Annotated in this window: 11 protein-coding genes and 1 tRNA gene; 2 read left to right on the forward strand and 10 right to left on the reverse strand. The window is 38.3% G+C overall.

What is annotated here, in order from left to right; all coding sequences use genetic code 11:
* Positions 1-2 precede the first annotated feature (2 nt).
* The 9 genes from pstB (ACOMA7_RS06635) to ACOMA7_RS06675 form a co-directional block, all read right to left on the reverse strand.
* Positions 3-758, reverse strand: coding sequence for a phosphate ABC transporter ATP-binding protein PstB (pstB, locus tag ACOMA7_RS06635; RefSeq protein WP_421392827.1), 756 nt, complete (start codon positions 756-758; stop codon positions 3-5).
* A 9-nt stretch (positions 759-767) separates the two neighbouring features.
* Positions 768-1,562 (reverse strand): phosphate ABC transporter ATP-binding protein PstB, encoded by a 795-nt coding sequence (gene pstB, locus ACOMA7_RS06640; protein ID WP_053791913.1) that lies wholly within the window; start codon positions 1,560-1,562, stop codon positions 768-770.
* A gap of 12 nt (positions 1,563-1,574) precedes the next feature.
* The gene (gene pstA, locus ACOMA7_RS06645) at positions 1,575-2,462 is read right to left on the reverse strand and encodes a phosphate ABC transporter permease PstA (RefSeq protein ID WP_041152894.1); all 888 of its coding nucleotides are present in this window, start codon (positions 2,460-2,462) and stop codon (positions 1,575-1,577) included.
* A 2-nt stretch (positions 2,463-2,464) separates the two neighbouring features.
* On the reverse strand, positions 2,465-3,379 hold the full coding sequence (gene pstC / locus ACOMA7_RS06650; RefSeq protein WP_421392831.1) for a phosphate ABC transporter permease subunit PstC: 915 nt from the start codon (positions 3,377-3,379) through the stop codon (positions 2,465-2,467).
* A gap of 14 nt (positions 3,380-3,393) precedes the next feature.
* Complete coding sequence (locus tag ACOMA7_RS06655) at positions 3,394-4,251, reverse strand: phosphate ABC transporter substrate-binding protein PstS family protein (RefSeq protein WP_421392843.1); 858 nt, start codon at positions 4,249-4,251, stop codon at positions 3,394-3,396.
* Positions 4,252-4,405: 154 nt separating this feature from the next.
* Entirely contained in the window at positions 4,406-5,269 is an 864-nt protein-coding gene (locus ACOMA7_RS06660; RefSeq protein WP_421392845.1) for a phosphate ABC transporter substrate-binding protein PstS family protein, read from the reverse strand.
* 143 nt (positions 5,270-5,412) lie between these two features.
* A tRNA-Arg gene (locus ACOMA7_RS06665) sits at positions 5,413-5,485 on the reverse strand.
* A 51-nt stretch (positions 5,486-5,536) separates the two neighbouring features.
* Positions 5,537-6,856, reverse strand: a complete 1,320-nt coding sequence (locus tag ACOMA7_RS06670) for a DEAD/DEAH box helicase (RefSeq protein WP_421392833.1) — start codon at positions 6,854-6,856, stop codon at positions 5,537-5,539.
* A 75-nt stretch (positions 6,857-6,931) separates the two neighbouring features.
* The gene (locus ACOMA7_RS06675; RefSeq protein WP_421392836.1) at positions 6,932-7,681 is read right to left on the reverse strand and encodes a GH25 family lysozyme; all 750 of its coding nucleotides are present in this window, start codon (positions 7,679-7,681) and stop codon (positions 6,932-6,934) included.
* Positions 7,682-7,901: 220 nt separating this feature from the next.
* Between ACOMA7_RS06675 and gntK the strand changes: the two genes are divergently transcribed.
* A complete protein-coding gene (gene gntK, locus ACOMA7_RS06680; RefSeq protein WP_034531577.1) occupies positions 7,902-9,452 on the forward strand; it encodes a gluconokinase in 1,551 nt (516 codons plus the stop codon).
* Positions 9,453-9,539: 87 nt separating this feature from the next.
* Entirely contained in the window at positions 9,540-10,868 is a 1,329-nt protein-coding gene (locus ACOMA7_RS06685) for an APC family permease (RefSeq protein ID WP_421392839.1), read from the forward strand.
* 119 nt (positions 10,869-10,987) lie between these two features.
* Here ACOMA7_RS06685 and ACOMA7_RS06690 read toward each other — a convergent pair whose 3' ends face one another.
* Complete coding sequence (locus ACOMA7_RS06690) at positions 10,988-11,659, reverse strand: type 1 glutamine amidotransferase (RefSeq protein ID WP_353485623.1); 672 nt, start codon at positions 11,657-11,659, stop codon at positions 10,988-10,990.
* Between the last annotated feature and the right edge of the window lie 223 nt (positions 11,660-11,882).

Here is an 11,882-nt window from a genome sequence, read left to right on the forward strand (position 1 = left end):
TCCTATCCGAATTCTCCATTTAAGTAGTCACTAGTTTGTTGCTTGTCAGGATTTAAGAACATCTTAGAAGTCTTGTTGTATTCGATTAAATCCCCGTTTAGCATGAATGCCGTCTTATCAGCAATTCTTGATGCTTGTTGCATGTTGTGAGTAACAATGATGATTGTAAAATCTTTCTTTAATTCTAACAGAGTATCCTCAATCTTGGCACTTGAGATTGGGTCTAGCGCACTGGTAGGTTCATCCATCAAAATAATCTTAGGTTTTACCGCCAACACTCTGGCGATACAAATTCTTTGTTGTTGACCACCTGAGAATGATAATGCGTTCTTGTTTAAGTCATCCTTTACTTCGTCCCAAACAGCAGCTTGCTTTAGACTCTTTTCAACTACTTCGTCTAATACCTTTTTGTCCTTAACACCGGCAATTCTTAGGCCGTATGCCACGTTGTCGTATACGGAGAAAGGAAATGGGTTTGGTTGTTGGAATACCATTCCGATTTCTTTTCTTAATTCGGTCATGTCAGTAGTTGGTGCATAGATGTCTTGATTACCAATTTTAAAACTACCAGTAACTGTTGTGTTGTTTCTTAAGTCATTCATACGGTTTAAACATCTTAGAAATGTTGACTTACCACAACCGGATGGTCCGATTAAAGCAGTGATTTCGTTTTGTTCAAACTCGATGTCAAAGCCATGTAAAGCTTCCTTTTCACCGTAGTATAAATGAACGTTTTCTGTTTTTAAAATAGAAGTCATGTAATTCACCTACCCGAAGTTTCCTGAAATGTAGTCTTCTGTTGCTTGCATCTTTGGTCTAGTAAAGATGTGAGAAGTCTTGTTGAACTCAATTAAGTGGCCTTGGTGGAAGAATGCTGTGTAATCACTCATTCTAGAAGCCTGTTGCATGTTATGAGTAACAATGATGATTGTGTATTTTTCCTTCAAACGGTTTAGTGTATCTTCAATCTTTGAAGTTGAGATTGGATCAAGCGCTGATGCTGGTTCATCAAGTAGTAACACATCTGGTTTCATAGCAATCGCACGTGCGATACATAAACGTTGAGCTTGTCCACCAGATAGTGATAGTGCGCTTTCGTCTAGTTTGTCCTTTACTTCATCCCATAAAGCAGCTTCTCTTAGACTGGTTTCAACGCGTTCGTCTAGTTCCTTTTTGTCCTTGATACCGTGCTTCTTAAGTGCAAAAGTGATGTTTTCACGAATGGACTTAGCAAATGGGTTTGGACGTTGGAATACCATTCCGATGTGCTTTCTTAATTCGTAAACGTTAATCTTATCGTCGTTGATGTTAACGTCTCGGTACATAATATCGCCGTCGACAGTCGCCACGTTGTCATTCATTCTGTTGATGGAACGTAAGAAAGTGGACTTACCTGATCCTGAAGCACCAATCATGGCAGTTACTTTAAAACGAGGAAATGATAGTGATACGTCAAAAATTGATTGGTGTTCACCATAAGAAACGTTTACATGGTGAGCTTCAATTGCATTTTCGACTGCGAAGTCACGTACATATTGTTGATTTAAATTGTAGTTTTTCATGTTAAACCTTCCTTACTTACTAGAAGTCATTTTCTTGTACAAACGGTTTCCAATCCAGTGCGCGAAAATGTTAAATAGTAGAATTACAATAATTAATACGGCTGATGATCCACTTGAAATGGCGTTAGCATCAGGAGTGATTCCTTCTGAGTTAACCTTCCAAATATGAACAGCTAGTGTTTCGGCCGGACGTAGTGGGTTTAAGAAACTAGTGTCTGAGAAGATGTTCCAGTTAGTGTAATCCACGAATGGAGCACTTTGACCGGCTGTGTAAATCAATGCGGCAGCTTCACCGAATACTCTACCGGCACTTAGGATAATCCCTGTAATGATTCCAGGAACTGCGGCTGGTAAGATGATACCAGTGATGGTCTTCCATTGTGATAAACCAAGTGATAATCCAGCCTCTCTTTGTAGTGATGAAACTGATTCTAGTGATGTTTCAATGTTTCTGGTTAATAGAGGTAAGTTGAAGAATGTAAGTGCAATCGCACCTGATAGGATTGAGAATCCCATTCTCATTTGAACAACGAATAATAGGTAACAGAATAGCCCCACAACAACTGATGGAAGTGAACTTAATACTTCGATAGTTGTCTTAATGATTTCAGTAAACCAGTTCTTAGGAGCGTATTCAGCTAAGTAAATTCCGGCACCTAATGCAATTGGAAATGAAATGATTAATGTAAGAACTAATAGGTAGATTGAGTTAAATAGTTGATCTCTAATTCCCCCACCAGCTAAGAATGATTGGGCTGGGCTGGTTAAGAAGTGCCATGAGATGTGAGGCACACCGGTTACTAAGATGTAACCGATTAAGGCTGCTAGAATTGCAACGACTAGAATTACTAGACCGTAAATCACGCCGGTCGCAATTTTATTAACTACTTTTGGATTCATAATTAGAACTTACCTCTCTTTCCAATTAACTTAACCAAGATGTTGAAGAATAGTGACATTAGAAGTAGAACTAAGGCTAATGACCATAGGGCATTGTTGCCTAGAGTTCCCATGACAGTGTTACCAATTCCAGTAGTTAATTGACTGGTTAATGTTGATGATGGTGTAATCAAGTTCTTAGGCATCAAGATGGCGTTACCAATTACCATTTGTACAGCTAAGGCTTCACCGAATGCTCTGGCCATTCCAAAGATAATGGCTGTTAAGATACCTGGAGTTGCTGATCTTAGGATAACCTTGTAGATGGTTTGCCAACGTGTAGCACCTAAAGCAAGTGATGCTTCAGATAAATGCTTTGGTACGGCGTTTAGACTATCAACAGTTAGTGATGTAATAGTTGGAAGCACCATGACGAACAATACTAATGTTGCTGATAGAATCCCGAAACCAGTTCCACCAAATAAAGTTCTTACGATTGGAACGATGATGGTTAATCCGATAAAACCGTAAACAACTGAAGGAATCCCAACTAGTAATTCGATAACAGTTTGTAGGAAACCACGGCTCTTCTTAGGTCCGATGACTGTCATGTAAATACCTGCAGCAATCGCAAATGGTGTTGCTAGTAAGGCAGATAGGAAAGTAACACTGAATGATGTCACGATCATAGGTAGTGCCCCGACTTCTGGTTTACCATCTTTTCCGATGGTTGAAGGTGACCAATCTTGTTTGCTGATAAAGTCCCACAAGTTAACGTGGTTGTCAGTAAAGGTAGAAATCCCTTTTGAGATGATGAAGTATAAAATCAAAGCCACCAAGATGACAATTGCTGAAATACTGATAAAACTTAAAGTACGACCAAATCTTTCTTGGCGTGTTTCCTTGGATGGCATTAATATTTTCTTATTAATTTCCATGAGTCTTCCTCCAATTAGTTGATTACTTTATTGTTAGCATCCCTTTTCACTTTCATATCACTGATACTAATGTAACCTAATTTCTTTACTAAACCTTTTTGTACTTCTTCTGAATTCATGTATGCCAAGAACTTCTTAGTGTTGTAACTAACCTTCTTGGCTGTGTACATGTGTTCATATGACCAGATCTTCCAAGCGTTGGTTTCAACGTTTTTATCGATTGGTTTTACGTTATCGATTGATAGTGATTGAATGGTCTTGTCGACAAACGAGAATGATAGGTAACTGATTGCTCCAGGCGTGGTAGCAATGATTCTTCTAACTGTTCCGTTTGAGTCTTGTTCCTGTGCCTTCACGGTGCTGTGGCCGTCCATCACATTTGCTTCAAATGTATTTCTGGTACCACTCCCCTTAACACGGTTAATGACTTCGATTGGTAGGTTCTTACCACCAACTTGTTTCCAGTTGGTAATCTTCCCTTCAAAAATCTTTCGTAAATTCTTCATGCTGATGTTTTTAACGCCAACACCCTTGTTAACAACGGGTGTGATTCCGACAACCGCCACTTGATGATCGACGATGTCTTTGGCTTTAATTCCCTTTTGGTTTTCAGCAAACACATCTGAGTTACCAATTGTAACGGCTTTAGCTTGTAATTGACTCAAACCGGTACCGGACCCCCCACCTTGAACCGTAATTGAAAGGCCCTTGTGGTCCTTTTGGTAATCGTTTGCTGCTTCTTCTACTAACGGTTGTAAAGCAGTTGATCCAACCGCTGTAATTTTATCGTTTGACGCAGAGCTTACTCCGCACGCTGTTAGTACTGTTCCAGCGAATAAGACTGCCGATGTCATCATCGCTAATTTCTTAATTTTTATCATAATAAAATCATCCTTTTTTAATTTACAAACATAAGTATACCGATTTAATGTAAATCTAATTTAGATTTTTTGTAAATTTTATGTAAATTTTAGAAATTGGCACAAAAAAAGACCAGTTTGATTACACTGATCTCTTGTCATTGGTTTATTTTACGATTTTGTTGTTACTGTCCTTGGTTACTTTCATGTCTGAAATGCTGATGTAACCTAGCTTGTTAACTAAAGTCTTTTGAACCTTACCGGATTCAATGTACTTGATGAACTTAGTAGCGTTCTTGTCGGCCTTCTTTGGTGTGTACATGTGTTCATATGACCAAATCTTCCAAGCGTTGGTTTCAACATTCTTGTTTGTTGGGGCAACATTATCGATTGATAGTGGTTGAAGACTACTGTCAATGAATGAGAATGCTAGGTAACTAATTGCTCCAGAGGTAGTTGAAACAATCTTCTTTACTGCACCGTTAGAATCTTGTTCTTGGGTTTGGATAGCTGAAGCACCCTTCAAAACGTTACTTTCAAAAGTAGCTCTAGTTCCACTTCCCTTTACACGGTTGATAACATCAATCTTTTGGTTCTTACCACCAAGTTCTTTCCAATTGTTAATCTTACCAGTAAAAATCTTCTTTAGGTTTTCTAGTGAAATGTTCTTAACACCAACACCCTTGTTAACAACCGGTGCCATACCGACTACGGCAACCTTGTTATCTGTTAACTTGGTAGCGTCAATTCCACTTTGGTTTTCAGCAAACACATCTGAGTTACCGATTGAAACACTCTTGGATTGAACTTGGCTTAATCCTGTTCCAGATCCGCCACCTTGAACAGAAATGTTAACACCTGAATTATCCTTTTGGTAATCCTTTGCAGCTTGTTCGACTAATGGTTGTAAAGCAGTTGATCCGACAACTGATACATCCCCGCTAGCTTGTGAACCGCTTGTGCTACCACATGCAGCCAATAGTGAACCTGAAACTAAAACAACTGAAGCAATTGATAGAACCTTATTCATTTTAATCATATCAATATCTCCTAACCAATATTTTATGTTACAAGCTTAGTATATCGATGGTTTGTAAATTTAAAGTTATTTTAATGTAAAAGTTATGTAAATATAAAAAAAGTACTCACATAATAAATGTGAGTACTTTTTTATGACCCCACTCGGAATCGAACCGAGATCAGCCGCTTAGGAGGCGGTCGCCCTATCCAGTTGTGCTATGGAGTCATTAAACGACAATTAATATTGTCGCATTTTAGTAAATTAATGTAAAGTTCTTTAACCCTGCTTATTGTTGTTTTTACGCCATTTGTTACGCATTCCCTTATTCTTGGTATGCTTATTTTTCTTGACGCGTTTTTTAGGGGCTGGGTTAGAAACCACTTGTTTTTTAACCTTCTTAACACGCGGTTTGCTTGGTTCATCCTTAGAAGATTTATCGTTCTTAGCTGTTTTTTCTACCACTTCAACGACCTTTTCGGCTGTCTTTGGAATAGACTTTACAATCTTATTCTTATAGAAGTAACTTGGTTGGAAGTCAAAATCATAATCGGATAACAGGTTCTTCAAGTCCCTTAAATCATGATCATCACCAAAGTTAATTGCCATTCCATCTTCGCCCATACGACCGGTTCTACCAACACGGTGAACGTAGTCAATGGCTTCATCAGGTAAATCGTAGTTAACTACGGCCGGTAGTTTGGCAATATCCAAACCACGGGCGGCAACATCAGTGGTTAATAATAACTTGATGCGACCTAATCTAAAATCATCCATCGCCTTTTGACGCTTGGTTTGATTTTGATCAGATGTTAGTTTGGCCACACCTTGATAATGATTATGAACAAAGAAACTATAAGTCTTATTCAAGTCAACGGTTTGATTGAAGAATACCAATGCCTTGAAACCAGCAACGTGTTGTAAACGTGCCAGCATCTTATTTCTGTTCTTGCGTAAGACGTTCATCATGCCGTGTTCAACGTGGCCTTGCGTCTTGTCTTCTGCACGAACGTCGACCTTTTGGATGTCACGGTTACCAAACCAACCTGATAGTTGGTCTAGAATTGGTGTCGCAGTGGCTGAGAAGAATTCCAATTGAACATCTGACATCATGGAAGAAACGATGTCTCTAACTGTGGTCAAAGTTTCACCTTGTAATAGGTCGTCAGCTTCATCAATTATAATAGTAGAAAAAAGATGAGTTTTTAGTTTTTTATCATCGATTAAGTTCTTGATTCTACCTGCTGTACCAACGATTACTTCAGGATGTTTCTTCAAACGTTCCATTTGACGTTTGATGTTGGCACCACCGGTTAAAGCTAACACTTTCATTCCACGCAAATTAGCCCAGTTTCTGGCTACCTTTGCGGTTTGAATTGCTAGTTCTTGAGATGGTTCGATGATTAGTAATTGTGAACCACCTTCTGGTTCTAGAATTTCGATACTTGGAATTAAAAATGCAACTGTCTTTCCAGATCCGGTTGGTGATAGCCCTAAGACACTATCGTGGTTATTGATAATTGGATAGACACGCTCTTGAATTAGCGTCTGTTTGTCATATCCAAGCTTGTTAAAATACTTTTGAAATTGTTCTAACATTCTGGGTTCCCCTACTTAAATTCGAATTAATATATCTTCTATTTTAGCAAATATCTTCATTAATATCGATGTTTATTAACGGTCTTGATTCTTCAATAGATACTGTTGCCAACCCTTATTGTTGCCATTAAAGGCAATCTGGTTAACGTAGACGTTTGAACCATCAATACTAATCTTTCGATTATTCTTCACTTCGATAAAATTGGCGCGTTTGTTATTCAAGTTTCCACTGAAGAACTGCACGTCGTGCGCAATCTTTTTATCTAATCGATTGAAGACGCTCGTGTTACTTCTAACAACCACATTGGTGTCATAGTATTTATGCACCATGTAAATGAATTCAGAAAGTCGGTGAACCTGATCATCTGATAAAGGTGAAGTCACCTCTACTAATGGTGGTAATGTCCCGTAGTCATCGCCAACTTCTCGTGTGAAGTTCTTCAATTGATCCTTAATCGCGGTTTGCGTACTAAAAACATGGTAGGAGCCAACCTGCAAACCAGATCCCTGGCTGCGTTGGAAATTATCACTAAAGTCATCATCTGTATATGTAGCACCCTGACTGGCACGAATGTAAACAAACTTTTGGCCGGTATTGGCTAGGGTCACGAAATCGATATAACCGTTTGATTGACTAATCATGATTCCCTTAACTTGATACTTATTAATCATATTATTTTCATAACTTTGGTATCCAATATAGCCGAAGATTGATCCTAATACTACAATTAAGACTGCAATTAGCCATGCATATTTTTTAAAAAACTGTACGTGGTTTTTAGTAGACTTTGTTTTTTGATGATACAAAGACATTCTGGTATCCATTCACTCACCTCTTTTATACAATTAACCTTATTATAATCATAATGACTGCAAATTACTATAAAACACGTTAAAACACTTGAATCGGCCTTTTGTTTTCAATATAATGAAAGCGGTAACTAAATAAATTAGTGATGACTTTTTATGCGGATTTTATTATAATAGTTAACATTATTAAAAAATAAATTAAGTCTCTCTTTTTAAATCGAAAGGAAGTTATGTTATGAACTACATCATTGGTGTTGATATTGGAACAACCAGTGTAAAAACTGTTTTGTACGATACCGATGGAGAAGTTAAGGGATACTCAAACGATGGTTATCCTTTATACCAAGATACTCCAGATATGGCCGAAGAAGATCCAGAAGAAATCTTCTCTGCCATGCTTGCAGGTCTAACTGAAGTTTTACGTAAGGCTGACCTTAAACATGGTACATTGAAGGGTATCTCATTCTCATGTGCTATGCACAGTTTGATTTTACTTGATGAAAACCACAAACCATTAACTCGTGCTATTACATGGGCTGATAACCGTGCCGTTAACTACGCTGACCAACTAAAGGAAAGCGGTAAGGCTAAGGAATTATACGAAAAGACTGGTACTCCAGTTCACCCTATGACTCCTCTAACCAAGTTAATGTGGTTGAAGAATGAAAGAAAAGATGTATACGACAAGGCTGCCTACTTCGTAGGTATCAAGGAATACATCCTATACAAACTATTTGGTGAATTAAAAGAAGATTACTCAATTGCCAATGCTACTGGTATGTTCAACATTTTCAAGATGGATTGGGACGAAGAAGCACTTGAATTAACTGGTGTATCACGTGACCAACTTCCTGAATTAGTTGACACTACATACCAATTCAAGGGACTAAACAAAGCTTACGCTAACGTAATTGGTATCGATGAAGATACTCCATTCGTTATCGGTTCTTCAGATGGTCCATTAGCTAACCTTGGTGTTAACGCTATTAAGCCAGGTGTTCTAGCTGTTACAATTGGTACTTCTGGTGCCGTTCGTGTCGTTACTGACAAACCTGTTATTGATCCTAAGGGTCGTGTTTTCTGTTACTACTTATCAAAAGACAAATGGGTTGTCGGGGGACCTGTTAACAACGGTGGTATCGTCTTCCGTTGGGTAAGAGATCAACTATGTGCACCTGAAAAGGTTACTGCCGAACAAATGCACATGGATTCATACGACCTATTAACTGAAATTGCTTCACAAATTCCAGCCGGTTCTGATGGATTACTATTCCACCCATTCTTAGGTGGTGAACGTGCTCCTATCTGGGACGCTAACGCTCGTGGTTCATTCTTTGGTTTAACTCGTATCCACACTCGTGCTCATATGATTAGATCAGCTCTAGAAGGAATCGTATTTAACCTATACACTGTTAGTCTTGCCCTAGAAGAAGTTATCGGCAAGCCAACAAGTATCCAAGCTACTGGTGGTTTTGCTCGTTCAGAACTATGGCGTCAAATGTTAGCTGACATCTTCGAACAAGATGTTACTATTCCAGAAAGTTTTGAAGGTACTGCTTTAGGTGCTGCCACATTAGGTATGTACTCATTAGGTATCATCGATGACCTAGAAAAGGTTAAGGACTTCGTTGGAGTAACTAACGCCCACAAGCCAAATCCTGACAACTACAAAGTTTACCGTGAATTAGCACCTATCTACATTCGTTTGAGTCGTCAACTTCAAACTGAATACAAGAACATTGCTGAATTCCAACGTAAACACGATGTTGAAAGCGAAGACAAATAATAACTAATATTATTTACGAAAAAGGTTGGGTGTCTATTTAGACCCCTTCCTTTTTTATATTAAAAATTATCTAGGAGGATATTCGTCATGCATGAAAACGAATTAAAACGTGGAATTGGCATGATGGCTGCTCTTTCAACAGTTATGGGAACTGTTATCGGTGCCGGTGTGTTCTTTAAGACCGCCAGCGTTGTTAACAGTACTCATTCATTTACACTAACCGTATTAGCATGGATTGTTGGTGGATTACTAACTATCTGTGCCGGTTTGACTGTATCTGAATTAGCAGCTGCCATTCCTAAGACCGGTGGAGCCATCAAGTACCTTGATTATACTTATGGTCCGCTAACTGGTTTTTCAATGGGTTGGGCCCAAATCTTGGTCTACTACCCTGCCAACATTGCCGCTGAAGCAATCATTTTCTCAACACAATTAATTAACCTATTCCATTTAAACCCAAACATCCTAAACCCAATGGCAATCATTGTGGCATTGAGTGTGTTATTCATTAACTTATTGGGATCAAAGATTAGTGGAAACGTTCAAACAGTTGCCCTTATTTGTAAGCTAATTCCAATTATTCTTATTGCTATTTTTGGTCTATTTATTCCTGGTGCTGTTCACGTTTCATTCTTACCAATTAGTCCAAGTGATCACTCCAATGTCTGGACTGCTTTTGGTTCAGGTTTACTAGCAACTATGTTTGCTTATGATGGTTGGATTGGTGTTTGTGACGTTGCCGGTGAAATTAAGAACCCTAAGAAGAACTTACCAAAGGCCATCATTATCGGTCTAAGTTTGATTATGGTTATCTACACATTGGTAAACGTTGCCTTCTTAAAGACACTTCCAATTGACCACATCGCCGGTAACCAAAACACCGCTTCAGAAACTGCTATCAAGCTATTCGGTGAATTCGGTGGTAAGTTAGTTACTATCGGTATTCTAGTTTCTGTTTACGGTTCATTAAACGGTTACACCCTATCAGGTATGAGAATTCCTTATGCCATGGGTCAAAGCAAGTCACTTCCATTTAGTGATTGGTTCGCTAAACTTTCAAAGAAGACTCGCGTCCCTTACACTTCAGGAATCTTCCAATTCGTAATCGCAATTCTAATGATTTTTGCTGGTAGTTTTGACCTATTAACTGACATGTTAGTGTTCGTTATGTGGATCTTTAACTGTCTACTATTCATTGCTGTATTCAAGCTTCGTCGTAAGGAACCAGAAATGATTCGTCCATACAAGGTGCCATGGTACCCAATCGTACCAATCATCGCCTTAGTTGGTGGTATCTTCATCCTTGCCGAAACATTGATTACTCAAACTGGCTTGGCATTAGTCGGATTACTATTAACATTAATCGGTATTCCGGTTTACTACCTACAACAAAGACATTTAAAAAACAGTAAATAATAAAAAAGCATTCGATTAACTTCGAATGCTTTTTTTCGTATTAAATTATTGTTTAAATCAATTTTAATAGACGTTTCGTCTATTTATATTACTGATTAATAAAGTGTCTAAAATGGCGATTATTTGCCCTTAGCGATGTAATCTAAGATTGCATACATCACTTGCTTGTTTTCCTTTGGTACTGGTCTAGCTAGGATGTCTTCATTAGTTTGATTCAAGGCTGATCCTTCGACGTATTTGTTGTCGTTAGTAACAATCTCTCTGACTTCGTCGGTACCCAATTCAAAGTGGAATTGTAAACCAACAATTCTGTCACCAATGATGAATCCTTGGTTTTCTACTAAGTCACTTGAGAATAATAATTCACCGTTCTTTGAAATTTCAAACATTTCACCGTGCCAGTGCATTGCAGTAAGCTTGTTGTAAATTCCAGGAATGCGTTCGGATCTTAAGTATACTGGTGCCCAACCGACTTCCTTGGCTGTTGAAGTGGTAATCTTGGCACCAAATGTCTTAGCAATTTGTTGCGCACCAAAACAGGCACCGTAGATTGGAACGTCTTTTTCAGCAAGTTCTTTTATAATATCGCGTTCGAATTCAATCCAATCAATATCATCGTTAACACTCATTGGGCCACCCATGATAACTAACATATCTGTTTCATCGACCTTTGGTAGAATACCAAATTGGTATGGATGGTAAATGTAAACATCATGTCCCCTGTCATGTGCCCAATCCAAAATCGAACCTGGTCGTTCGTTTGGAGTATGTTGAATAATATTAATACGCATAATTTTTCGCCTACTTTTATATTTAATTTTTTATGTTTTTAATAAAAAGTAATATATACCTAAAATGTGGGAAGTGCAAAAAAAGACACCTGAAGGGTGCACTGCACCCCAAAGTTTGTACAAAACTTTGGGGTGTTTTTGTGTCTAAATATAAAGTAGAAGATAAATTAAATGTAATTAACGCATACCTAAACGGTATGGGATCTCAAATGGTAGCTAGAAA

Origin of the sequence: Apilactobacillus intestinapis, from assembly GCF_049166695.1 — a bacterium.
In the GTDB taxonomy this organism is placed as follows: Bacteria; Bacillota; Bacilli; order Lactobacillales; family Lactobacillaceae; genus Apilactobacillus; species Apilactobacillus kunkeei_C.

Excerpts from the sequence above, each read along its gene's own strand:
- pstB (WP_053791913.1), bottom strand. The coding sequence starts at position 1,562 with ATGAAAAACTACAATTTAAATCAACAATATGTACGTGACTTCGCAGTC.
- pstB (WP_421392827.1), bottom strand. The coding sequence starts at position 758 with ATGACTTCTATTTTAAAAACAGAAAACGTTCATTTATACTACGGTGAA.
- gntK (WP_034531577.1), top strand. The coding sequence starts at position 7,902 with ATGAACTACATCATTGGTGTTGATATTGGAACAACCAGTGTAAAAACT.
- pstA (WP_041152894.1), bottom strand. The coding sequence starts at position 2,462 with ATGAATCCAAAAGTAGTTAATAAAATTGCGACCGGCGTGATTTACGGT.
- ACOMA7_RS06675 (WP_421392836.1), bottom strand. The coding sequence starts at position 7,681 with ATGGATACCAGAATGTCTTTGTATCATCAAAAAACAAAGTCTACTAAA.
- ACOMA7_RS06660 (WP_421392845.1), bottom strand. The coding sequence starts at position 5,269 with ATGAATAAGGTTCTATCAATTGCTTCAGTTGTTTTAGTTTCAGGTTCA.
- ACOMA7_RS06690 (WP_353485623.1), bottom strand. The coding sequence starts at position 11,659 with ATGCGTATTAATATTATTCAACATACTCCAAACGAACGACCAGGTTCG.
- pstC (WP_421392831.1), bottom strand. The coding sequence starts at position 3,379 with ATGGAAATTAATAAGAAAATATTAATGCCATCCAAGGAAACACGCCAA.
- ACOMA7_RS06670 (WP_421392833.1), bottom strand. The coding sequence starts at position 6,856 with ATGTTAGAACAATTTCAAAAGTATTTTAACAAGCTTGGATATGACAAA.
- ACOMA7_RS06685 (WP_421392839.1), top strand. The coding sequence starts at position 9,540 with ATGCATGAAAACGAATTAAAACGTGGAATTGGCATGATGGCTGCTCTT.